Here is a 23318-nt window from a genome sequence, read left to right on the forward strand (position 1 = left end):
TTACGTCTTGCGGGTAAAGAACAGCGTCACCGTGGCGACGGTGACGCCAAATTTCTTCATCTCGGTTTTATTAAACAGGTGTGTGCCATCCTGCAGGTACATCCAGTCGTCAAAGTGCAGCAGCCAGGTGCTGCCGTTGGCCTTCACGTTCATGCTGTACCGCCAGTTGAAGGCATTACCCGCCGCCTGCCCCGTCGCCACGCCGTCAATGTCGCCCGCCGTGCCCTCATAACGATCGGTCGCCACGCGGCGGATATGCCATACCCGCTGCTGTTTTTCGCCATCGTCGTAGACAAAATGTTCATTCAGCGTCAGCGTGTCGCCAATCACGTCCCCGGCAATCTCCACGTGGAAGCGGCGGATCTGCTTCCCGCTGCGATCCTGCACCATCCCCCACGCTTCCGTTTTGCCCTGGAAATAGTGGAAGATATCAAGCCGCGGCTGCTGCTGGCGGTACTCCGTCACGTCCGTGCTGCAGCCTGCCAGCAACATCGTCACACCCAGCGCCATGATCAAAAAACGTTTCATTGTTGTCCTCCGATTAACTGCTGACGCAGCTCAGGGTATTGCGTGCGGGGATCCAGCCAGATGCCCAGAAAATGGGTACTGAACGCTTGCGACTGAGGCGGCCCCAGGGGTCTGAAAGTGCCCGATGCGGCAGGCGCGCGGTACCAGAACTGTCCCTGCTTGTCGTTGAGCACGAACGCCAGCTGCGCGCCCGGCCGGACATCCGGCCACAGCGAGGCAAGCATCCGCAGCCAGGCTTCGCTCTGCGGCTCCTGCTGCAAAACCCCCTGTGCTCGCCACTGGTCGCGGGTTGCCTCGACCAGATCGTCACTGTCGATGTCACGCGCGTAGGTAATGATGAGCACCTGATCCTGCATCTTGCCGGTGTAACGCCCTTCAGGGGTGCGCAACTGGGAGGTATAAACGGTGAAAGGACCCCAGGTGAGCGTGGCATCCCCTACCTTACGCCAGTTCAGCCAGTCGGCTGCCTGGGCCAAAGGCGTGAGGGTAAGGAGTAAGAGGAACAGTCGCGCGGCTCTCATTGTTCTCTCCCCATCAGCAGGTGGTAAAACAGCATGAGCACCAGCCAGCCCGGCGCCATCCAGCTGACGACGATAAAGGTCGGCACCAGAAACGTGATCGCCCCCAGCCGCTCACCTATCAGGTACGCCACCGGACCGCCCACGGAGGCCAGCAGCATCAGCAGCCAGCCGGGTAACGTTGTGGTGCGCGTCAGCTGCGTCCAGACCGTAGCAAACATCAACCACAGCGCCACCATCCACAGGGGCATCAGCGACTCGCCGGTAAAGGCGATCAGCCCCGTCAGCGCCCAGAGCGCATCCAGCAGACTGCCCGCCGCGGCCAGCAGAATGGCATAAACACGGTGTGCAGGCGGCAACATCAGGCAGGCGAAGATCGCCAGCGCGCACCAGATAATCAGGCCACGTTCGCGAAACAGCACCACCAGCGTCCAGTAGAGATCGAACGCGATAGCCATGGCGAAAACCTGCACGTAACGTTTCATACGCGCTCGACAGTCAGCTGCACCACGCTGATAGTGCGGGCGTTAAACCCGGCTTCGCAGTAGCCAAAGTAATAGAGCCACATCCGGCGGAAGCGTTCATCGAACCCCAGTTTTTCTATCTCCTGCCAGGCATGGAGAAAGCGCTGACGCCAGTGCGCCAGCGTGCGCGCGTAGTCCGGCCCCATATCAAACAGGTTGCGCACCACAAAATCGGTATGGCGCGTCATCAGCGCATTCATCGCCGTTATGCTCGGTAAAAAGCCGCCGGGGAAGATATAACGCTGAATAAAATCCACGCTTTTGCTGTAGTCGTCATAGCGCTGATCCTGAATAGTGATGGCCTGCATCGCCATGCGCCCTCCCGGGCGCAGTCGCGCCTGACAGGTGCGGAAGAACGTTGGCAGATAGCGTTGCCCGACGGCTTCAATCATCTCAATCGACACCAGCTTGTCGTACTCGCCGGTTAAATCGCGATAGTCGCAGAGCAGCACCTCAACGCGATCCTGCAGACCGGCACGGGCGATCCGCTCTGTCGCCCAGCGATACTGCTCCTGCGACAGCGTGGTAGTGGTCACCCGGCAGCCGTAGTGACGGGCCGCGTATTCCGCCATCGCCCCCCAGCCGGTGCCAATCTCCAACAGATGATCGCTGGGGTTCAGCGCCAGCTGTTCGCACAGACGCGCCATTTTCGCCCGCTGCGCGTCGCTAAGATCTTGCTCCTCCCCGCTAAACAGCGCGCTGGAATAGAGCAACTCCTTATCCAGAAAATGGGCATAAAACGCATTACCCAGATCATAATGCGCCGCAATGTTTTCCCGCGCCTGCGCCCGGGAGTTGCGCCGCGTCCAGTGACGAAGCCGCTCCAGCGGTCTGCCGAGGAGGCGGAACCCTTTTTCAAGCCGCCCCAGTACCTGGCTGTTTAGCGCAAGCAGTTGCAGAAGGGGCGTGAGCTGCGTGGTTTCCCACTCGCCGTCAATCCAGGCCTCTGCTGCGGCCAGGCTTCCCCCGGTTAAAATACGCCAGTAGACGCCCGGGCTGAGGATCTGCACGTCGGCATGCAGCGCGGCAGACAGCTCACCGAAATGAAAGGTCTGCGCCCCTTCACGTAGCGTGAGCGAGCCGCCACGAAGGCCGCTCAGCACGCGAAAGAGCAGCCAGCGCGCGACGCGGACGTTGCGCGGGATATCGGGTTCAAGCGCAAAGACGGGATCGGTCATGAGCGTTCACTCCTGCTGACAGGATGGTTATACAGAGGCACGCGCTTAAGCCACAGCCGCAGCGCCTGCCAGTAAATCGCGAAAACGGTTTTGAGCGTCATCAGCGGAATACGCAGCAGCAGTCCACGCAATGCCGGACGGGTCAGCGGCGCGCGGCGAAGCGCCAGCGTGGCATCAAATACCTTTGACGCCTGATGATTTTCAATGTGCATATGCAGCGTGTTATCCGGGTTGTTGAAGCGCCAGTGGTAAATCATGTCCATGGGGTTAAACGGAGAAACGTGAAAGGCTTTCTCCGTGGGCTGCGCATCCTGACCATTGACGGCGTAATAATGACGTTCGTTCCAGGGGGTATTGCGCACTTCGGCCAGCACCCAGCGCAGCGTCTCTGCCGGGTCATAGCAGTAATAAAAATTGACGGGATTAAAATGAAAGCCGAAGTAGCGTAGCTGCGTCAGGAGCATCACCCGCCCCTGCGGACGTTCTCCGGTGAGGCTTTCCAGTCGATTCAGCACGTTCTCTTTAAGCGGCGAACCCAGCGGATAATCCGCATCATGGAACGATGCGGCGGCAAACCGGTTGCGCCGCACGCCAACGGTGGGCAACTTCTCCAGTTCGTCGAGATCGAGCCAGGCCATAAAGACCCCGTAGCTGAACTCATGCGTTTTCGGCTGGAGACGGCGGTGGCGTAATACGCCGTGATAGAGGCAACTGTTCATCGGTTTCCCTCCCCGGCTGTTATCGCATTGACGACGTCAAGCGCGCTGCGCACGCCATCTTCATGAAAACCGTTGTACCAGTACGCGCCGCAGAACCAGCTCCGCCGGTGACCGTTGATTTCGCTGCGGCGCGCCTGTGCCCGCCAGCTTTGCGGGTTAAACAGTGGATGTTCATACACAAAGCGCCGCAGCACGAAGCGTTCGTCCACCGGCGTTTCCGGGTTTAAGGTCACGCAGAACAGCGGACTACCGGCGGGCAGCCCCTGCAAAATATTCATGTTGTACGTTACGCAGGCGCTGGCCTGATCCTGGTCGCTCAGGCGGTAGTTCCAACTGGCCCAGACACGCTGACGCACCGGCAGCCAGCGCGGATCGCTGTGCAGCACCACCTCGTTACGCTGCCAGCCAATCTCCCCCAGCACCTGCTGTTCAGCCGCGGTGGGTTCGTCGAGGATGGCCAGCGCCTGGGCTGAGTGACAGGCAAAAATCACCTGATCAAAACGGTGGCTCGATTCTTCAAGATGGAGGGTGACCCCCTGTACATCACGGATTACCCGCTGCACCGGTGCGTTGAGGCGCAGCGTTAACCTGTCGCCAAGCTGGTGCAGAATGGCGCGGATGTACTCCCGCGAGCCGCCGGGCACCACGTACCATTGCGGGCGTCGGGTGATATCCAGCAGACCGTGATTCTCAAAGAAGCGTAAAAAGAGCGGCAGCGGAAAACGTTTCATCTCCTGTAGCGACGACGACCAGATGGCCGCCCCCATCGGGAGAATGTAATGACGCGCAAAGAACGGCGTAAAGCGGTGCTGTTCCAGGAACGTTTGCAGCGTCGCGCCGGGCTCCACGTCCTCTTTCAGCGCCTGCTTCGCCAGGCGGTTAAAACGGACAATCTCCCCAAGCAGACGCCAGAACGCCGGGTTCACCAGGTTACGACGCTGTGCAAAGAGCGTCGTCAGGGTGTGGCCGTTGTACTCGAGCCCGCTCTGCGGGTTGTGTACCGAGAAGCTCATCTGCGTTTTTTGCCCGCTGATGCCCAGCTCACTGAGCAGCCCCATAAAGCGCGGATAGGTGCGGTCGTTGTAGACGATAAAACCGGTGTCGATAGCGTAGGTACCCTGTGGCGTCGGCACGTCAACCGTGGCGGTATGGCCGCCGGGGGTGGCACCGGCTTCAAACAGGGTAACCTCATGATGCCCGGCAAGCCGCCAGGCGCAGGTCAGCCCGGCAATGCCGCTGCCGATAATGGCGATCTTCATGAGCGCACCATCCTGCGCAGCAGTGCGCGCTGTAGAAACGCAGGCATCCCGGAAAGCAGCCGCAGTGTCAGACCGAATCCCGCTGGAAACGCGATGTGGTTTTTCCCTTTTTCCAGTCCGCGACGAATGGCCTTTACCGCCTCATCGACGCTCACCCTGCCCGGCATGGCGAAATCATTTTTGCGGGTCAGCGGGGTATCGACAAAACCGGGCGACACCACCGTGACCGCAACCCCTTTCGGCTCCCAGTCGAGACGCAGACTGTCAGCAAACCAGGTGAGTGCGGCTTTCGACGCGCCGTACGCTTCAGCGCGTGGAAACGTCAGCCAGTGCGCCATAGAGCTCACCAGCACCACGCGGTTACCGGCCATAAGTTGCGGCTGCAGCGCGGCGAGGCAATTGACTGGCCCCTGAAAGTTAGTGGTCATCACCCGCTCTACCAGCTCGGCGTCTACCACGCCATGCTCAAGATATTCGCAGGTTCCGGCGCAGAGGATCGTCAGGTCGGCCGCGCAGCCCGTCAGCGCCTGGCGACAGGCGTCCCTGTCTGTCATATCGAACAGGCGTACCGTAATGTTTGAGCTGTGCTGATGCAGGGCTTCCAGACGCGCCGGATCCCGCCCGCAGGCGATGACATGGTGACCGTCACGGGCAAAAGATTGCGCCAGCCCCGCCCCAATGCCTGAACTGGCGCCGGTGATCAGGACCGTCATCATGATTTCACCCTCCGCTTCACGCCGCGGACCGCCCAGCCGAGCAAGGGAAGATGTTCGTAGATCATCTCTCCGGCATCGTAGTAGTCCCGCTGGCGAATAATCCGAGCCTGTTCCACGTCCACCACAGAGCAGCCAGGCAGTTCGAGGGGCTCGCCACCGGCAATGCGCGGGTGCGACCAGTGCATGACCCAGGTGACAACAAAGCGTTGCTCGCCGATCAAAGGGGAATCAAGCGTGAAACGGCAGTGTTCGACATTCGCCAGCAGATGGGTGAAATAGCGTTGCAGGGCGAACAGGCCGTTGTGCTCGCCAAACGGATCGATAAGCGTGGCATCGGGATGGTAAAGCCCCGCCAGCGCCGAGGGCGGCTGCGAATCCAGCGCGGTGTAGTAATCAACAAACCGACTGATGACGTCAGGCAAAAGGTTCATGGGTCACATCCTGGCGGTAAACAACGTAGCGTAAGCGCATATTTAAAACTTACACAATTCGAGTTATTTGTCCAAGTTTGTACAGAAATATATTTTTATTTAGTTAATTATCATGATGTTAGTGAGTCGCTTTCGTGCAAGAATCTGAGGCGAAATAAGGTCTGACCGCCATCGGGCTTTTTTTTCAGGTTAACCTTAAGGTAAATTCCCCCGTTCTCTTCCAGGCTTATCCTTTTTATTCATAAGGATGCCATGCGATGAGACGTTTCTTTCTCTCCCTTTTCTCCAGCCCGGAATCGTTACTTCAGGTGATGAGTCAGCAGGAAATTATTGAAGCCGTTGAGGATGGCGACCGGATTATTATCGACCAGGATGGCAACGCCTCGGTGAACTACAAAAGCAACGAGGTTCGTCAGGATTTTCTGCGCCACGTCAACGCGTTAAAGAGGGCGTGATATGGGAACGGCGATATTTATGGTGTTGATGGTCTGCGGATACTGGTACACCAGCCGCGACCTCTCTACCCGCTTCAAAATCAAGCGATCTTTCGGCTGGGATGTCTATTTTCTGGTTGCCCTTTACGGCTCGATCTTCGTTCTGCAAGGCGTGATCGCCACCGGGCTGCTCTGGCTGCTGCTGCTGGCACTGTCGGCGGCGGACAATACCTTCCATTTTACGTCAGAGCGTTATGCCGACTGGCAGATGGACTTTATGAACTGGAGTTTTTTGGGCATTCAGGCGCCCGTAGTGGTGATGCTGGCCTTCGCCATCCTGTTTTGTCTCTACCGCTCAAACTGGGCAGGCAGCGCCCGGCTGGACGGTGAAGGCAGGAAAAAGCTCTATAAGCGCCTGGCACAGGCGAGCGGGATTGAACAGCTGCTTTATCAGTGCATGGAGCAAGGCGAGCTGGCACAGGTGACGCTACGTTCGGGGCGTATCTATGTCGGTATGATCCATACGGCGACGCTGGAATACGAGAAAACGGCCAATATCGTGCTTATCCCCATGCTGAGTGGCTATCGCGATCGCCAGACGATGAATTTTCGCATCGAAAATAACTACAGCAAATGGTATGACGGACATAACATCACCCTCGACTCTGAGCCCAGAAGTGCGATGGATTTCAGAAAGGTGATTATGCTCAACCAAATTGAGAGCCTTGCACTGTTCGATCCGGCAAGCGCCAGCGTGCTCGACATGGCTCAGCGGGAAAACGCCGCGCAATGAGCTTCTCATCCGTTCAGCAAGGCGTGTAAACTACCTTTAGTAGTTAACTGATTTGAGGAAAAGATGGTTGTTAAGCGCTTAAGAAAAGAAGAACGACGCGCACAGCTGCTGGAAGTCGCGCGCGGAATTGTGCGCCAGCAAGGCACTGAGGCCCTTACGCTGGGTTTCCTGGCCGAGCGCGCCAACGTCACCAAACCCATTCCTTACGATCATTTTGGCGATCGTGAAGGGCTGCTGATGGCGCTCTACCAGGACTTCAGCGACAGGCAGCTCAAGAAATTTCGCGAGACGTTGAGCAGAGACAATAAAACGCTGGCGCAGACTATCCGTTTTTTCAGCGCCGCGTACATCGACTGCGCAATCTCTGCGGGTCCCGAAACGGGCCCCATTGCGGCGGCCCTGTCCGGCTCGCGAGCGCTGCAGATTTTCCGCGAGGCCTGCGTGGCCGACTGCGCAGACTGCCTGCGGATGGCGTTGTCCCCTTTTATTGTGCTGCAAGGAGTGACAGGTGAAGCGGCCCTGACGGCCATTATTGGGGCTGCGGATGCGCTCAGTACGTCCGCCGGCAATGGGATCCTCGCGCGTAACGTCGCCGAAGAGATGCTCAGCGGCGCGATGACAGGCGTGCTGAATACCTATATGGACAGCACAAAATGAGTGCCCTGCCAGATTGACAACTAAGTTACCAATAGTAACATAGAGACCTCTTCACTCACCTTGTTGAGGTCTCTATGTCTGCATCAAACGTCATCAATACTGTCCTGATCGTGACGGCTCACCCGATCGAAACGTCGTTATCCCATACCCTTGCACAGCGAATTGCCGGGAAGTTACAGGAACAGGGTACGCAGGTTGAAATAGCCGACCTTCATGCTGAAGGCTTCTCTCCCGCGATGATCCGAGCCGATCTTGATCTGTACCACGGTGATGCCAGCGCGTTGCCCGACGATGTTCTGCGCGAGCAGCAGCGCGTCGAACGGGCTGATATGCTGATATTCGTTTTCCCGTTCTACTGGTGGTCTGTTCCCGCCCTCCTGAAAGGCTGGTTTGATCGGGTACTGACGGTGAACTGGGCCTATAAAGTGGGAGAAGAGGGCCGCATTGTGGGTAATTTACGTGATGTGCCCGTGCGCCTGGTCGCAACGGCCGGCAGCGATATCGCCGGGTTTGATAAACACGGTTATTCAGCTGCCATTCAGAGCCAGATTGTTGAAGGGGTGTTTGGCTTCTGTGGTCTGAAGAACGTGACGCTCGATATCCTCTATGAGGCCGATTCTGCCTCCCCTCAGCAGGTGGACGATTTTCTGCAAAGCCTCAATAAGCTTGTCTGAGTCATCCGGCGCAGCCATTCCTGCGGGTTTGGCTGCGCACCACGTAAAACCGGGATTAGCGCGGAATCAGCGTCTCAAGCCCTCTTCTCAACTGGCTGACCACCTCCTCTGTCGCCATTCCCATTTGCGCATGTATGATGGCGCCGTCAATAAGCATCAGAATTTGCGTGTTAATAGCCTCATCGGCAATACCGGTGAGGGTGGCAATTTTTTCCCGGGTTTCAGATTTATGATTGCGGCAAATGGCTTTTATTTCACTTTCATTGTCTTCTGATTTCGCTTCTGCGCTGGCGTTAATAAACGCACAGCCATGGAATAGCGGAGAAATAAACCACGCATTCAGCGTGGCAGCTAATGCATCCGATGCAGCCCGCCCCTCATCGAGATAGTGTCGAAGTGTGGTTTCAAACCAGTTAATCCACAGCTCGTGCCGATAGTGCAGATAGGCAAGAATAAGCAAACTCTTACTCGGGAAATGACGATAAAACGTCACTTTGGTCACTTTCGCCTGTTTGATAAGCGTATCAACGCCCGTGGCTCTGAAGCCGGTGGAATAAAAGAGCTCGTGCGCGGTAAGCAATATTTTATCTCTGACGCTGACTTTTTGATCGTTATTCATGATGAGCGTATTCACGTTTATCAGGCCTCAAACTGTGTGTTGACAGACGATTTTTACAGGCATAGATTAACGCAAGTAGACAGACCTGTCTACATGCTATCAACCCGAGGTAGCCGAGATGAATACACGTCCCCCTTTACCGCCGTTCACCCGTGAAAGCGCCATTGAAAAAGTCAGGCTGGCAGAAGATGGCTGGAACAGCCGCGACCCGGCAAAAATCGCCCTGGCCTATTCACTGGACACGCAGTGGCGCAACCGTGCGGAGTTCGCCACGAACCGCGCGGAGGCGCAGGCGTTCCTTGAGCGGAAATGGAAGAAAGAGCTGGATTATCGCCTGATAAAAGAGCTTTGGGCGTTTACTGACAACCGCATCGCCGTACGCTATGCCTATGAATGGCATGATGATTCAGGCAACTGGTTCCGCTCTTACGGCAATGAAAACTGGGAGTTCGAGCCGGACGGCCTCATGAAGCGGCGTTTTGCCTGTATCAACGATATGCCCATCAAGGAATCTGAACGGCTCTTTCACTGGCCGCTGGGCAGACGCCCGGACGATCACCCGTCTCTGAGCGATCTGGGGTTATAGGAGCCTTCATCTCTCCGGGCTTGTACACTAACTCCGGGTAAAGAGTGATACACTCAGGCTCACAGCATTCAAAGATACATGATTAAAAGAGTGACCAAGTAATATTATGGTCACTCGTTGTTAACTGATGCCCGTCGCGCTAAGCTGAAATAATGACGAAAAATATGAACACCCCATCAACGCGTGGTCCCCTTGATCACTCTGTCCGCGAGCAAATCGTCGAAGCGGCGTTTGAGCACTTCGGCCATTATGGCTATGAAAAAACCACCGTGGCAGAACTGGCTAAATCCATCGGTTTTTCAAAAGCCTATATCTATAAATTTTTTGATTCCAAACAGGCGATTGGCGAGGTTATCTGCGCTAACCGCCTGGCGCTGATCATGACGGCAGTGGAAACAGCCATCGCCGACGCGCCCTCGGCCAGTGAAAAAATGCGCCGTCTTTTCCGGGCGTTAACTGAGGCTGGCAGCGAACTCTTTTTCCACGATCGTAAACTTTATGATATCGCCGCCGTTGCCGCGCGGGATAAGTGGCCGTCTACCGAGCGGTATACCGAGAGCCTGATGAAACTGATTGAAAGCATCATTGTTGAAGGCCGCCAAAGCGGGGAGTTCGAAAGAAAAACACCCCTGGATGAGGTGACCTACGCCATATACATGGTGATGTGCCCTTTCATCAACCCCGTGCAGTTGCAATATAACCTCGAAACCGCCCCGACCGCAGCACTCCTCCTCCCTTCCCTGATTTTACGAAGCCTGGCCCCCTGATCTGTGACCATTGACTTTATTGGTCACTAGTCTGAGAATGCGGAAACCGTCCTTTGATACGATAAGGTTTCCCCATGCTCAGGCTTCATTCCGCCCGTTTTGCTGTTTGTCTCCTCCCTTTCGCCCTGGTGGCATGCGGTGATAACCCCGCCACCGACGATCCGCGCACCCAGCCACCGCTTGTCAGATCCGCTTCCGTTGAACCGGCGAACGACGCGTCCCGCGCGTTTACGGGTGTGGTCGTTGCCAGAACGCAAAGCGATCTCGGTTTCCGGGTTCAGGGCAAAATCCTTGAACGCCTTGTTGATACGGGGCAGACCGTTAAGCAGGGACAGCCGTTAATGCGCCTCGATCCTGTTGACCTGAAGTTACAGGCCCAAGCACAGCAGCAGGCGGTGGATGCCGCCCAGGCCCGGGCGAGAAAAGCCACCAGCGATGAGGCGCGCTATCGCGGCCTGGTGGCAACAGGTGCTGTCTCTGCCTCGGAGTACGACCAGATAAAAGCGGCGGCGGATGCCGCCAGAGCTGAGCTCAGTGCCGCCCGCGCGCAGGCCACCGTCGCGCAAAATGCGACCGGCTATGCCGTGCTGCTGGCCGATTCCGACGGCGTGGTCATGGAGACGCTTGCTGAACCCGGCCAGGTGGTCAGTGCGGGTCAGGCGGTGATCAGACTGGCCCGCGCAGGGCAACGCGAGGCGCTCGTCCAGTTGCCAGAGACATTGCGCCCTGCCGTCGGTAGTGAGGCGCTGGCAACCCGCTATGGCAGTGAGGCACAGCCTGTTACCGCGACACTGCGCCTGCTCTCTGATGCAGCCGATACCACCACCCGCACCTATGAAGCGCGCTATGTGCTGGAAGGTTCACTGGCTAACGCGCCGCTGGGTGCGACCGTCACCCTGCATATCGAACAAAATGCTGAACGTCAGGTAATGCAGGTTCCGCTGGCATCTCTGTACGATGCAGGCAAAGGGCCCGGCGTGTGGCGGATCTCCGCGCAGCCCGCAAAAGTGATGTGGCAGCCCGTCAACGTGCTGAGCGTGAGCGATGATGCCGCGCAGGTGACGGGCGGCGTCAAGCCGGGCGAGAAAATTGTGGCGTTGGGCGCGCATCTTCTGCATGACGGTGAAGCTGTCCGTCTGGCTGAACAACGCGGTACGGCTCTGGCGGGGAGTCAGCCATGAGCGACGGACGCTTCAACCTCTCAGCGCTTGCCGTGCGCGAGCGCTCAGTCACGTTGTTTCTGATTATTCTGGTGACGCTTGCCGGTATTTACGCCTTCTTTGGACTGGGACGCGCGGAAGATCCCCCGTTCACGGTAAAGCAAATGACGGTGATTACCGTCTGGCCCGGCGCAACCGCACAGGAAATGCAGGATCAGGTTGCTGAACCGCTGGAAAAACGGCTCCAGGAACTCAAGTGGTATGACCGCACTGAAACCTATACCCGCCCGGGCATGGCGTTTATCACCCTCTCCTTACAGGACATGACGCCCCCCTCCGAGGTGCAGGAAGAGTTCTATCAGGCGCGCAAAAAGCTTGGCGATGAGAGCAAAAATCTCCCGGCAGGCGTGACGGGCCCGATGATCAATGACGAGTTTGCGGATGTCACCTTTGCCCTCTTTGCGCTGAAGGCAAAGGGCGAACCACAGCGTCTGCTGGTGCGTGATGCTGAAAGCCTGCGCCAGCAGCTTCTGCATGTGCCTGGCGTCAAAAAAGTGAACATCATCGGCGAACAGGCCGAGCGGATTTACATCGCCCTTTCTCATGACCGTCTGGCGACGATGGGGCTGGCGCCGCAGGATATTTTCAACGCGCTGAACAATCAGAACGTTCTCACGCCAGCAGGCTCCATAGAAACACAGGGTGCGCAGATCTTTATTCGCCTTGATGGTGCTTTTGATACGTTGCAGAAAATCCGCGATACGCCACTGGTCGCTCAGGGTAAAACGCTCAGGCTGTCTGATGTGGCAACGGTTGAACGCGGTTATGAAGATCCTCCGACGCTGCAGATCCGTAACCAGCGTGAACCGGCGCTGCTGTTAGGTATTGTGATGCGGGAGGGCTGGAACGGTCTGGCGCTGGGGAAAGCGCTGGATGCCGAAACGGTTAAGATCAACGAAAATCTGCCGCTGGGAATGACCCTGACCAAAGTCACCGATCAGTCCGTGAATATCCGCTCGTCGGTGGATGAATTTATGATCAAATTCTTCGTCGCCCTGCTTGTGGTGATGGTGGTGTGCTTTGTCAGCATGGGCTGGCGCGTGGGCGTGGTGGTCGCGGCGGCGGTTCCCCTGACGCTGGCAGTCGTCTTCGTGGTGATGGAGGCGGCGGGGATAAACTTTGACCGCGTAACGCTGGGCTCGCTGATCCTTGCTCTGGGTTTGCTGGTTGACGATGCCATTATCGCCATTGAAATGATGGTGGTGAAAATGGAGGAAGGCTACGATCGCATCAAGGCCTCCGCTTACGCCTGGAGCCATACCGCCGCCCCCATGCTGGCCGGTACCCTCGTGACGGCAATTGGCTTTATGCCAAACGGGTTCGCCCAGTCGACCGCCGGAGAATACACCAGCAATATGTTCTGGATTGTCGGCATCGCCCTGATTGCCTCCTGGCTGGTTGCGGTGGTGTTCACGCCCTATCTTGGCGTTAAGATCCTGCCAGATATCGCCAAAGTCGAAGGCGGTCATGCCGCCATCTATAATACCCCGCGCTATAACCGTTTTCGCCAGCTGCTGGCCCGGGTGATTGCCAGAAAGTGGATCGTGGCCGGTTCCGTGGTCTTCATTTTTACCCTGGCCGTGTTGGGTATGGGACTGGTAAAAAAACAGTTTTTCCCTACGTCCGACCGCCCGGAAGTGCTGGTGGAAGTGCAGATGCCTTATGGCACCTCCATTGAGCAGACCAGCGCCGCAACGGCGAAAATCGAAGCGTGGTTAAAACAGCAGCCGGAGGCCAGCATCGTGACCGCCTACATCGGGCAGGGTTCACCACGTTTTTACCTGGCCATGGCACCTGAATTACCCGATCCCTCTTTTGCAAAAATCGTGGTGATGACGGACAACCAGACGTCACGTGAGGCGCTCAAGTTCCGGCTCCGGGAAGCGGTCGCCAGTGGACTTGCGCCGGAAGCGCGCGTGCGCGTAACGCAACTGGTGTTTGGCCCCTACTCCCCCTTCCCGGTTGCCTGGCGTGTGATGGGGCCCGATGTCGATCAGCTTCGCGACATCGCCGATAAGGTTAAAGGCGTTCTGCAGGCCAGCCCGATGATGAGAACCGTCAACACCGACTGGGGGTCACGGGTTCCCACACTGCATTTTACCCTCGATCAGAACCGTCTGCAGGCCACCGGCTTGACCTCAAATAGCGTGGCTCAGCAGCTCCAGTTTCTGTTATCGGGTGTACCGATTACCACCGTGCGCGAAGATATTCGTGCAGTACAGGTTACAGGGCGCGCTGCGGGTGATATTCGTCTGGATCCGGCGAAGATCGAAGGATTTACCCTGGTTGGCAGCACGGGACAGCGCGTTCCGCTGTCACAAATCGGTCAGATTGAGGTCAAAATGGAAGACCCGCTCCTGCGTCGTCGCGACCGCACGCCCACCATTACCGTGCGCGGAGATATCGCCGACAATCTTCAGCCACCGGATGTGTCGGTGGCGATCATGAAACAGCTAAAACCGATCATTGATACGCTCCCGCCAGGATACCGCATTGAGATGGCAGGATCGATTGAGGAATCGGGTAAAGCCACACAGGCCATGGTGCCGCTGTTCCCGATAATGATTGCCCTGACGTTACTGATCATCATTGTGCAGGTGCGATCTCTCTCGGCGATGGTGATGGTCTTTCTGACTGCCCCGCTGGGCCTTGTCGGCGTGGTTCCCACGCTGCTGCTGTTCAATCAGCCTTTTGGTATCAATGCGCTTGTCGGGTTGATTGCGCTTTCGGGCATTCTTATGCGAAATACGTTGATCCTTATCGGCCAGATTACGCATAACCAGAAGGAAGGTCTCGCCCCGTTCGATGCGGTGGTCGAAGCAACCGTCCAGCGGGCACGACCAGTGTTACTGACAGCCCTGGCCGCCGTGCTGGCATTCATACCGCTGACCCATTCCGTATTCTGGGGGACGCTGGCCTATACACTGATTGGCGGGACGCTGGGCGGAACGATCATCACCCTGGTGTTCCTGCCGGCGATGTATGCGATCTGGTTCAGGATCCGTCCTGCGAGGTAACATATTGGCGCAACACAACTCACACTCTTCCGGAGGTGAGTTGTGTTGTTAAAACAGGTGGACTGTTTAGCGAAACGCTGAATGATTACCCATCCGTCGATCGCGTGACCTCTTCCCACCGATCAATTTCTTTCCCTAATGCGGCGAGCTTTTCCCGCACCAGGTTCAATGCGTCACTGCCTAACAATAAATGCGTTGGTGGGTTCTGATTCTCCATTATTGCCAGCATGGCGCGTGCAGCCTTCACGGGATCGCCCGGTTGCTTACCGCTTTTTTCCTTGCGTGCCTGACGAACAGGTTCGAATAATGCGTCGTAATCCGGGATACTGCGCGCGCTGCGTACCATTGATCGTCCGGCCCAGTCGGTACGAAACGACCCCGGCGCCACTGCGGTCACATGTATGTTGAACGGTGCCAGCTCTTTGCTTAACGTTTCTGATATCCCTTCCAGGGCAAATTTACTGCCGCAGTAATAACTGATGCCGGGCATCGTGATGAAGCTGCCCATCGAGGTGATATTGATGATATGGCCGCGACGTCGCTGGCGCATGCCAGGTAGCACGGCTTTGATCATCGCCACTGCGCCGAACACATTCACCTCAAACTGCCGGTACATCGCGTCGAGCGAGGATTCCTCCAGTATCCCTTCATGGCCATAACCCGCATTATTGACAAGAATATCAACCGGTCCAACGGTGGATTCGATCTCCGCCACCACCTCATCAATACGTGCAACGTCAGTGACATCAAGCAGGCGACCGTAAGCCCGTTGCGCATCAAGCGCTTCGAACGCCTGCTGTGCTTCACGGTTTCGCACAGTACCGACAACCCGATGGCCCGCGGCGAGGGCTTCCTCGGCCAGCGCACGACCAAAACCGCTGCTGACGCCGGTGATTAACAGGTTTTTTGCAAATGCCATAAAAAGAACTCCTTTATGCGTGGAGTTTGCATGGTATTCTCTGACCTGCTGCATTTTTAGGCCCTTTTTTCTCTTTTTCTTGCCTGATTTTATGAGGGGCGATGATGTCCAAAATGCTCACCTTAATGAAATCCCTTGCGGTGCAGGAGGGGTACAACCTGACGGCATTGCCTGATGTGCGAATTTTGCGCGCCGATCGCCCACTTTCCAGAACACCAGTGCTTTACGATCCGGGTATTGTGATTGTCTGCCAGGGAAGCAAACGTGGCTTTTTCGGTCAGCAGACCTATCTCTATGATGAGCAACACTATCTGGCGGTTTCGGTACCGGTGCCGTTTGTGATGGAAACTGATGCCTCGGCAGAACATCCGTTGCTGGCGATTTATATGCATCTGGATTTTCAACTTGCTGCGGAGCTGATGTTGCAGATTGAACAGCATAACAACCCGCATCCGCCCGCCGCGCCGCAAAGTATGATGTCGAGCCCAATGGATAGTGCGGTCAAAACGGCCGTGCTGCGCCTGCTTGAAGTCCTGAACAATCCGTTTGAGGCGGCGATCCTCGGTCCCGGGCGGGTACGTGAGCTCTATTTCCGGGTGTTAACGGGCGCCCAGGGAACCGCCATGCGCGCCGCACTGGCCCTGCAGGGGCAGTTCGGTAAGATTGGCAAAGTGCTACAACGTATCCACGTCACCTACGCAGAGCCGTTAACGTTGACGCAACTGGCAATGGAAGCTGGAATGAGTGTGCCGACGTTCCATAGCCATTTCAAAGCGATAACCCGAATGCCGCCGATGCAGTATGTAAAATCGGTACGCCTGCACCAGGCGCGAATGTTGATGGTGCGTCAGCATATCACCGCCGCTGCCGCGAGCTATGCCGTCGGCTATGAAAGCCCGTCGCAATTCAATCGCGAGTTTAAACGCCTGTTTGGTCTGCCGCCGGCAGAGGAGATAAAACGCATGCAGCGTAACTTTGCTGTTCCGCCGGTGCAGCAAGCGTCGGCGTTTGTTTCTTCGCATTAGGGCCTGCCCGGAAACCTGACTCACTCACCAACAGCCTGATGATTTTGTCCACCATAAAGGGCGCGGCCTGGTTGAACTCCGGATCGCGTAAAAGTTTATCGGCAATCATCAATGCAAAATGGCGAACCGCTTCGTTATCACTACCAGGCGCAGGTCGGTGGCTTTCAGGCTCTGATTCCCTCAATTGCAATTCTTCTTCTGCTTCACAAAAACCGGAAAAGAACCGGTTTTGCCCTTCAGCATCCCCTGACCGTTGCCTGTCAGGAAAACGGATAACCGTCATAAATTCTCTCCATTTCTGCACGTTGAAAAAAACCATCCTAGTAGTAGGATGGTGGCGTGTCAATGTCTCTCAGATCCCGTCTGTAGCCGTTCTGGCGGTTTGACAACGTCTCTTCCTGCCAGTAGGTTGTCCAGCTAAAGCCTGCACAACATACCGATCTCACTATTTTTTACCCTGCCTGATGACTGGAGAGTGAAATGTTCGAACGTTCGCAGAAAGCGCGTGAAATTATGGCTAATACCCGACAACTGCTCACTACCGGAGGGTATAAGAGTTTTAGCTACGCCGACCTTGCCGAGCGAGTGGGTATCCGAAAAGCCAGTATCCATCACCATTTTCCGGCTAAAGAAGATTTAGTGAAGGCCGTGGTACAGGAGTACCGCGCAGAAGCCCAGGCGGGTATGGCGGCCATGGATCGGCAAATCAACGATCCCCTCGTGAAAGTGAAAAGTTATGCCGATTTCTGGTCGACTTGTATCAAAGATGGCTCTTCGCCATTTTGTATCTGCGTAATGCTTGCCGTTGAGTTGCCAACATTACCTCCGGACATTGCCGCTGAAGTCACCGGCCATTTCAGCGATCTTTCTGACTGGCTGGCCTCCTTACTGCGCGCGGGTGAAGCCCAGGGTGTTTTCCAGCTTAAGGATTCTGCGGAGGCTGAAGCCAGGGCGCTGATGGCTGGCATACACGGTGCCATGCTGGCTGCACGGGCATTCAACAATCCGCAGGTGTTTGATCAGATTGCCTGGCCGTTGATCAACAATGTCGTAAAAGTAGCCTGACGGCGGCCCGGTTTACGTACCGGGCAGCGCTGGTTGCAAAATCCCCCCTTACCTCCACTATCTCAACACGCCTTCTGTGACATAACCTGGCGACATAAAACCTGTTGATCTTTTACCTACCTACTAGTAGGTTTAGTTGCAAGCAGAAGCTCATACCGATGCTTCGTTTGTGCAACATGCCAGCTTGAGAGGGTTAACATGTCCGACAGTATTGATTACGGGAATCAGCAGAACTGGCTGAAACAGTATTATTTTGCCCGCACGGTTTTCTCCGTTTTATGGGTTATTGCCGTGTTTACCGCAGGTCAGTCTTCCCATTTCTGGGCATCGTCCTTGCTTATTCTGTACCCCGCCTGGGATGCACTCGCTAATTATATTGATGCGCTGAAAAGCGGTGGATTTAGTCGTAGCCGAATGCAGACAGTGAATATTATCGTCAGCGCCATCACAACGCTTACCGTGACCGTCAACATTAGCAGTATAAATGATGTGATTCGTATATTCGGTTGCTGGGCAATATTATCAGGCCTGCTGCAGCTGGGCGCTGCGGTTCAGCGCTGGAAAAAGTATGGAGCGCAATGGAGCATGATATTAAGTGGTGCTCAGTCTGCACTGGCAGGCGCATTTTTTATCTTTCAGGCCCGGACGCCTGAGCCACCGTCTATAAATAATATTGCGGGTTATGCTGCGTTTGGTGCCGTCTATTTTTGTATTTCAGCCGTGTCGCTAACCGTTCGGCAAAAAAGAGAAGCGAAACAGCCAGGCTGAAGGTACTTCTCTATACAAATATCGTGAACAAAATGAGTTAACGCTATGAATATCAAAACACAGGTAAACCGACAGACGCTGATGCGTCTGGCGCTGGTCGGAATTATTCCACTGATTCTTTTATTATTATTTTTATGGGCTGGCGGCTGGCTTACTCCTGAACGTCTGACGTCGGATAAGCTGGTCAATGTATTACAACAGTCGGGTGGCGTTCATGAAGGCTATCGTCGAAATCATGCAAAAGGCATGTGCGTACTGGGCACATTTATCTCAAACGGCAATGCCAGCACGCTGTCACGCGCCTTACTGTTCAGCAAAGGGGAAACCCCTGTCACAGGACGTTTTGCCATTGCCGGCGGTAACCCCGCAGCGCCGGATTATGCCGTGCCTGTCCGGAGTATGGCGCTGGCTTTTCAACAGGCAAATGGTGAGCAGTGGCGCACGGGTATGAATGCCATGCCATTTTTTCCCGTCAGTTCCGTTGAAGGTTTCTATGAACTGCAAACAGCGACCCTGCCAGATCCAGCCACCGGAAAGCCGAATCCAGAAAAATTGAATGCCTTTGCCATGAAGCATCCTGAAATCAATGCGTTTTTCGCATGGGCTAAGCAATACGTCCCCTCTTCTAGCTGGGCCAGCGATCGCTTCAACAGTCTGAATGCTTTTCGCCTGATTGATAAGGCAGGCAATGAACATCTGGTGCGCTGGAGTATGGTGCCGCATACCGCGTTTTCTCCCATAAGCGATGCCGATAAGCAGAATAAGGATTTTCTGCAACAGGATCTCGTTCGTCGCCTGAACGAGGGTGCGCTGGAATGGGATTTAGTCTTCACGCTGGCGCAGGCGGGAGATAAAAGTAACGATGCCACAAAAGTGTGGCCAGCCGACCGGAAAACGATGAATGCCGGAACGTTAGTGTTAAGCAAAGCGATCCCTCAACAGCAGGGGCCCTGTAATGACATCAACTACGATCCCCTGATTTTGCCTGACGGCATTGCCGCGTCTGATGATCCGATACTTAACGCACGATCGTCGGCTTACGCCAAATCCTACAATCTGCGCACCCATGAACAGGCGCAACAAGCAGGAGAACATTTATGAAAAAGGTCGATTATTTTCATCCACTCCTGCGCGTCCTGCACTGGCTAATGGCCGCGGCGATCCTCATTATGTTGTTTATCGGTGTGGCGATGGTCTCGACCGTCTCCTCCCTGCACAGCATGCTGGTGTCGATCCACAAGCCTTTGGGGGTGATGATATTGCTTCTGGTGATCGTTCGCGTATGGGTGCGAGTCACCACGACTACCCCCTCTTTGCCAGCCTCCATACCTGCCTGGCAGCGCGGAATGGCCCATTTTTCGCACTGGGCGCTCTATCTGATGATGCTGGCACAACCGCTTATTGGATGGGCAATGCTCTCAGCGGCAGGGTATCCCGTCACTCTGGGTAACGGGATCGTCCTGCCACCCATCATGGGCGTGAATAATAACTGGTATGCGGTACTGCGGCCGCTTCACACCTGGGTTGCTCTTGCACTGTTCGCGACAGTGATGCTTCATCTTGCGGCGGCGCTGCTACATGCTTTCGTGCTACGTGACGGCGTGTTCAGCAGTATGACGGGGATCCGTAAACCGTAGGCTCATGTGGCAGCTGTCGCAGGGTCAGCGAGCAACGCATCGGCAATATCCAGCATCACGCGCAGGCGATCCATATGCCGGAGATCAGAGTGATACCCTACCCAGATATCTTTGGACGGTGGTGGCTCCGGCATGCCAATGGGCTGCAATCCGGGAATGGCATCGCCAAGCGGTCGCGGCAGCACGGCGATGCCCATTCCCCGCTGGCACATCTGCGCCTGTACGGCCCGGCTGGTACTGGTGAACATACGACGTGATTGCGGGAACCTGTCCAGCAGCCAGGCGACGTCAGAAAAATGGGATTGTGCCGTATTCATCAGAATCAGCCCCACTGCGGCCGGGTTGTGTTGCGCGAGCCCGGCAACTTCCGGCGTTCCATACAGTGCATAGGGAATAGTCATCAGGCGGCGCTGGACAATGTCCGGCTCGGTAAAGGGCACGATGCGAAACGCGATGTCGGCATCACGGCGCGACAGATTGAGCAAACGGTAGCTCGCGATGACCTCCGGCACAATCGCCGGATGGCGGCGCGTCAGCTCGCTCAGGACAGGTGCCAGTACATAGTTAGCAAACCACTCTGCAGAAGAAATCCGTAATATCCCTTCAAGACGTTCATGATTCCCGGCCAGACGCCGCTCCATCGCCAGCGCGGCATTTTCCACCGTTTCTGCCAGCTTCAGAACCCTGTCTCCGGCATCTGTCAGCACCAGGCCCTCCTTCGTCCGGCGAAACAGGGCTTGCTGGGCTTCAACCTCAAGCGCCTTTATCCGCCGCCCAACCGTTGGATGGCTCACACCAAGGCTGCGGGCTGCCTCCCCGAAAGAGCCTTTACGCATAACTGCAAGAAATACCCTGACGTCGCCCCACTCCATGCCATCGCCTCGCCGTTCAAAAATGTACATCGAATATACAAAAGTGTCAGTTCCCAAACAACTTTGTCGATATCACTATAGCCGCATCTACCAGACCGCCTCTGGCGGCACGATGAGGAAGCTGAAGACATGAACAAATTAAAAGACAAAGTGGCCATTGTGACCGGTGGCTCCAGCGGTATCGGCGCAGGCATTGCCCGTCAGCTGGCGGCAGACGGCGCGAAAGTCATCGTCAATTACGCCGCAAACAACAGTAACGCCAACAAGGTTGTTGCCGATATTGAAGCCGCCGGAGGACAAGCCATGGCAGTCGCGGCAGATGTTACCCGCCAGGCCGAAGTCGACGCGCTGATCAACGCGGCCATCAGCCATTTCGGGCGGCTGGACATTGTGGTGAACAATGCCGGTATTTATCAGTTCGCCAGCATTGAAGAGAGTACCGAAGCGCTCTATCGCAGGCAGTTCGACATCAATGTTCTGGGCCTGCTGTTGGTGACGGGTGCCGCTGTGCCGCATCTCGCTCAGGGCAGCAGCATTATCAACATCAGCTCGTTCGTCACTCGTGTCTTTATCCCCGAGAGCGCCATCTACAGCGGCACCAAAGGCGCGATTGATGTCATCACCGGCGTTCTTTCACGGGAACTGGGCCCGCGGGGAATACGTGTCAACGCGGTTAACCCTGGTCTTATCGAAACGGAAGGAAGCCACAGTGCGGGCGCGATAAATTCGGCGTTCCAGACCTGGAATGAAAGTCAGACGCCACTTGGCCGCATCGGCCAGGTGCAGGATGTGGCCCCGATTGTCTCATTTCTCGCATCAGACGACGCAGCGTGGGTCACCGGCGAGGTGATTCTGGCCTCTGGCGGCATGCGTTAATTTCCACCTTACGGAGTGTACTATGTCGACAGATACCCTCACGCAAGCCGAGCCGCGTCGCTGGGCAATGTTTGTCATCCTGCTGGTTGGCGCTTTTTTGCCGCCGCTCGATTTTTTTATCGTTAATGTGGCGCTGCCTGCTATTCAGGGCGAGCTGAGCGCCTCCTCCTCCACTGAGCAACTGGTCATTTCATCCTACGCTGCCGTGTATGCGGTAACCTTAATCACCGGCGGACGACTGGGTGATATTTATGGTCGCGGGAAGATGTTTTTCCTTGGGCTTATCGGTTTTGCTGCTGCCTCGCTGCTGTGCGGCTTAGCCTGGTCACCATGGGTATTGATTACCGGACGCGTGTTGCAAGGGGCGACGGCGGCGATCATGGCCCCCCAGGCGCTGGCTTCCGTTCAGGCCATTTTCCCGGAAGCAGAAAAACCGTTAGCGCTGAGTATCTATGGTGCCGTGTTTGGCCTGGCTTCCGTTATCGGGCAGGTTCTGGGCGGCATCCTGATTTCTGCAGACCTGTTCCACCTTGGATGGCGGGCTATTTTTCTTGTTAACCTGCCGGTTGCGCTGCTGGTAATTCTGTTTGGCCTGCCGCTGCTGAAAGAGACGCGGGGGCAATCGGCACAGCGACTGGACCCCATCGGCATGCTGCTGGCCACCGTTACGCTGAGCGCGTTGATTGTGCCGTTGATCGAAGGCCGTGAGTCAGGATGGCCGTGGTGGACGTGGCTGTCATTTATTGCGGTCCCGGTGCTGGCCTTCAGATTATGGCGTTATGAGCGTCGCCTGAGCGCAAACGGCGGTTCGCCGCTGCTTGATCCAGCCGTTTTACGAGCACCGGGACTGGGCCAGGGGCTTGCCATCGTTCTGCTGTTTTATTCCATCGGCGCCTTCTTTCTGCTGTTTTCTGTTTATCTTCAGGATGCATTGCATATCAGCGCCCTGCGCGCGGGACTGCTTTTTCTGCCCTTTGGCGTCGGCTTTCTGATCGGGCCGTTGCTGACGCCCTACCTGAGACGTTTTGTTGGAAACTACCTGAGTGCAATCGGGATGGGGTGCGAAACATTGGGGTTAGCAGGCCTGGCAGGGTTGGTTGCCAGGACGCTGACGGGGAGCGCTCCGGCCATACTGCCGCTCGCAGCGCTGCTGTTTGTTACCGGTCTTGGACAGGGGCTGGCGATGCCAACGCTGGTACGAATGGTGACCGGCCGCGTTGCACCAGCGTTCTCAGGCATGATTGCCGGCGTGACCAGTTCGACCCTGCAAATCAGCACCGCGCTGAGCGTTGCCGTCATCGGCGGCATTTTTTACAGCATGCTGGACAATGATAAAAGCGGCGCAACTATCACGCATGCCTTTATCGTCGCGCTTCTGGCGATGGCGGTATGCCTCGGGACTGGCGCCGGATTGAGTATCCGGCTTATCCGTCGCACCTGCTCTGGCGTGTGCGTATCTGTAACGGGCACCTGACAATACGTATTCGCCCCAAATATATCCCCGCTGTTTTCGACC

At 56.2% G+C, this 23318-nt stretch carries 27 protein-coding genes; 15 read left to right on the top strand and 12 right to left on the bottom strand.

All coding sequences use genetic code 11. From position 1 onward, the window contains the following. The 8 genes from NQ842_RS13300 to NQ842_RS13335 are packed head-to-tail and all read right to left on the bottom strand — an operon-like array spanning position 1 to position 5873. Entirely contained in the window at positions 1–528 is a 528-nt protein-coding gene (locus tag NQ842_RS13300) for a DUF3833 domain-containing protein (protein WP_014831817.1), read from the bottom strand. Continuing rightward, positions 525–1049 (bottom strand): hypothetical protein, encoded by a 525-nt coding sequence (locus tag NQ842_RS13305; RefSeq protein WP_257255943.1) that lies wholly within the window; start codon positions 1047–1049, stop codon positions 525–527. Before NQ842_RS13305 ends, NQ842_RS13300 begins: the two co-directional genes overlap by 4 nt. Beyond that, positions 1046–1531 (bottom strand): DUF2878 domain-containing protein, encoded by a 486-nt coding sequence (locus NQ842_RS13310; RefSeq protein WP_058680376.1) that lies wholly within the window; start codon positions 1529–1531, stop codon positions 1046–1048. The genes NQ842_RS13305 and NQ842_RS13310 overlap by 4 nt, the downstream gene beginning before the upstream one ends. Continuing rightward, positions 1528–2748: a cyclopropane-fatty-acyl-phospholipid synthase family protein gene (locus NQ842_RS13315; RefSeq protein WP_257255944.1), complete on the bottom strand. Its 1221-nt coding sequence runs from the start codon at positions 2746–2748 to the stop codon at positions 1528–1530. The genes NQ842_RS13310 and NQ842_RS13315 overlap by 4 nt, the downstream gene beginning before the upstream one ends. Continuing rightward, complete coding sequence (locus NQ842_RS13320) at positions 2745–3467, bottom strand: DUF1365 domain-containing protein (protein WP_046887515.1); 723 nt, start codon at positions 3465–3467, stop codon at positions 2745–2747. The genes NQ842_RS13315 and NQ842_RS13320 overlap by 4 nt, the downstream gene beginning before the upstream one ends. Continuing rightward, a complete protein-coding gene (locus NQ842_RS13325; protein WP_257255945.1) occupies positions 3464–4726 on the bottom strand; it encodes an NAD(P)/FAD-dependent oxidoreductase in 1263 nt (420 codons plus the stop codon). The genes NQ842_RS13320 and NQ842_RS13325 overlap by 4 nt, the downstream gene beginning before the upstream one ends. Then, complete coding sequence (locus NQ842_RS13330; protein WP_257255946.1) at positions 4723–5442, bottom strand: SDR family NAD(P)-dependent oxidoreductase; 720 nt, start codon at positions 5440–5442, stop codon at positions 4723–4725. Before NQ842_RS13330 ends, NQ842_RS13325 begins: the two co-directional genes overlap by 4 nt. Beyond that, positions 5439–5873 carry a nuclear transport factor 2 family protein gene (locus NQ842_RS13335; protein ID WP_014831810.1) on the bottom strand — a complete coding sequence of 145 codons (435 nt, stop codon included), beginning with the start codon at positions 5871–5873 and terminating at the stop codon, positions 5439–5441. The genes NQ842_RS13330 and NQ842_RS13335 overlap by 4 nt, the downstream gene beginning before the upstream one ends. 257 nt (positions 5874–6130) lie before the next feature. Between NQ842_RS13335 and NQ842_RS13340 the strand changes: the two genes are divergently transcribed. The 4 genes from NQ842_RS13340 to NQ842_RS13355 all read left to right on the top strand — a co-directional run bounded on the left by NQ842_RS13340 (position 6131) and on the right by NQ842_RS13355 (position 8431). After that, positions 6131–6328: a hypothetical protein gene (locus tag NQ842_RS13340; protein ID WP_013096722.1), complete on the top strand. Its 198-nt coding sequence runs from the start codon at positions 6131–6133 to the stop codon at positions 6326–6328. Position 6329: 1 nt separating this feature from the next. Continuing rightward, positions 6330–7100, top strand: coding sequence for a hypothetical protein (locus NQ842_RS13345; protein ID WP_203462244.1), 771 nt, complete (start codon positions 6330–6332; stop codon positions 7098–7100). A gap of 63 nt (positions 7101–7163) precedes the next feature. After that, on the top strand, positions 7164–7757 hold the full coding sequence (locus NQ842_RS13350) for a TetR/AcrR family transcriptional regulator (RefSeq protein ID WP_014831808.1): 594 nt from the start codon (positions 7164–7166) through the stop codon (positions 7755–7757). Between the two features lie 74 nt (positions 7758–7831). Beyond that, entirely contained in the window at positions 7832–8431 is a 600-nt protein-coding gene (locus NQ842_RS13355; protein WP_257255947.1) for an NAD(P)H-dependent oxidoreductase, read from the top strand. Positions 8432–8486: 55 nt separating this feature from the next. Here the strand turns inward: NQ842_RS13355 and NQ842_RS13360 are convergent, their stop codons facing one another. Further along, on the bottom strand, positions 8487–9050 hold the full coding sequence (locus NQ842_RS13360) for a TetR/AcrR family transcriptional regulator (RefSeq protein WP_373371725.1): 564 nt from the start codon (positions 9048–9050) through the stop codon (positions 8487–8489). A 118-nt stretch (positions 9051–9168) separates the two neighbouring features. On the opposite strand from NQ842_RS13360, the gene NQ842_RS13365 reads away from it, so the two are divergent. From NQ842_RS13365 to NQ842_RS13380, 4 genes are all read left to right on the top strand, one after another. Next, on the top strand, positions 9169–9636 hold the full coding sequence (locus NQ842_RS13365; protein ID WP_013096727.1) for a nuclear transport factor 2 family protein: 468 nt from the start codon (positions 9169–9171) through the stop codon (positions 9634–9636). A gap of 152 nt (positions 9637–9788) precedes the next feature. Next, on the top strand, positions 9789–10403 hold the full coding sequence (locus NQ842_RS13370) for a TetR/AcrR family transcriptional regulator (protein WP_014831802.1): 615 nt from the start codon (positions 9789–9791) through the stop codon (positions 10401–10403). A gap of 74 nt (positions 10404–10477) precedes the next feature. Then, on the top strand, positions 10478–11584 hold the full coding sequence (locus NQ842_RS13375; protein WP_257255949.1) for an efflux RND transporter periplasmic adaptor subunit: 1107 nt from the start codon (positions 10478–10480) through the stop codon (positions 11582–11584). Beyond that, positions 11581–14640: an efflux RND transporter permease subunit gene (locus tag NQ842_RS13380; protein ID WP_257255950.1), complete on the top strand. Its 3060-nt coding sequence runs from the start codon at positions 11581–11583 to the stop codon at positions 14638–14640. Before NQ842_RS13375 ends, NQ842_RS13380 begins: the two co-directional genes overlap by 4 nt. Positions 14641–14725: 85 nt before the next feature. Here NQ842_RS13380 and NQ842_RS13385 read toward each other — a convergent pair whose 3' ends face one another. Continuing rightward, positions 14726–15559 (bottom strand): oxidoreductase, encoded by an 834-nt coding sequence (locus tag NQ842_RS13385; RefSeq protein WP_257255951.1) that lies wholly within the window; start codon positions 15557–15559, stop codon positions 14726–14728. A 104-nt stretch (positions 15560–15663) separates the two neighbouring features. On the opposite strand from NQ842_RS13385, the gene NQ842_RS13390 reads away from it, so the two are divergent. Then, the gene (locus tag NQ842_RS13390; protein ID WP_153907011.1) at positions 15664–16584 is read left to right on the top strand and encodes an AraC family transcriptional regulator; all 921 of its coding nucleotides are present in this window, start codon (positions 15664–15666) and stop codon (positions 16582–16584) included. Here NQ842_RS13390 and NQ842_RS13395 read toward each other — a convergent pair. Then, positions 16478–16867, bottom strand: coding sequence for a hypothetical protein (locus NQ842_RS13395; protein WP_194516084.1), 390 nt, complete (start codon positions 16865–16867; stop codon positions 16478–16480). The two genes, NQ842_RS13390 and NQ842_RS13395, sit on opposite strands and share 107 nt — an antisense overlap. Before the next feature lie 197 nt (positions 16868–17064). Here NQ842_RS13395 and NQ842_RS13400 point away from each other — a divergent pair, with 197 nt between their 5' ends. From NQ842_RS13400 to NQ842_RS13415, 4 genes are all read left to right on the top strand, one after another. Further along, a complete protein-coding gene (locus NQ842_RS13400) occupies positions 17065–17649 on the top strand; it encodes a TetR/AcrR family transcriptional regulator (protein ID WP_257255952.1) in 585 nt (194 codons plus the stop codon). Between the two features lie 198 nt (positions 17650–17847). Then, the gene (locus tag NQ842_RS13405) at positions 17848–18417 is read left to right on the top strand and encodes a DUF308 domain-containing protein (protein ID WP_257255953.1); all 570 of its coding nucleotides are present in this window, start codon (positions 17848–17850) and stop codon (positions 18415–18417) included. Between the two features lie 45 nt (positions 18418–18462). Further along, entirely contained in the window at positions 18463–19518 is a 1056-nt protein-coding gene (locus tag NQ842_RS13410; protein ID WP_257255954.1) for a catalase family peroxidase, read from the top strand. Then, a complete protein-coding gene (locus tag NQ842_RS13415) occupies positions 19515–20054 on the top strand; it encodes a cytochrome b (RefSeq protein WP_257255955.1) in 540 nt (179 codons plus the stop codon). Before NQ842_RS13410 ends, NQ842_RS13415 begins: the two co-directional genes overlap by 4 nt. A 2-nt stretch (positions 20055–20056) precedes the next feature. Here the strand turns inward: NQ842_RS13415 and NQ842_RS13420 are convergent, their stop codons facing one another. Continuing rightward, a complete protein-coding gene (locus NQ842_RS13420) occupies positions 20057–20926 on the bottom strand; it encodes a LysR family transcriptional regulator (protein ID WP_257255956.1) in 870 nt (289 codons plus the stop codon). A 129-nt stretch (positions 20927–21055) separates the two neighbouring features. On the opposite strand from NQ842_RS13420, the gene NQ842_RS13425 reads away from it, so the two are divergent. Both NQ842_RS13425 and NQ842_RS13430 read left to right on the top strand, forming a co-directional pair. After that, entirely contained in the window at positions 21056–21802 is a 747-nt protein-coding gene (locus NQ842_RS13425; RefSeq protein ID WP_257255957.1) for a glucose 1-dehydrogenase, read from the top strand. A gap of 22 nt (positions 21803–21824) precedes the next feature. After that, a complete protein-coding gene (locus NQ842_RS13430; RefSeq protein ID WP_257255958.1) occupies positions 21825–23276 on the top strand; it encodes an MFS transporter in 1452 nt (483 codons plus the stop codon). Positions 23277–23318: the final 42 nt, after the last annotated feature.

Origin of the sequence: Enterobacter cloacae complex sp. R_G8 (assembly GCF_024599795.1) — a bacterium.
Lineage (GTDB): Bacteria > Pseudomonadota > Gammaproteobacteria > Enterobacterales > Enterobacteriaceae > Enterobacter > Enterobacter dissolvens.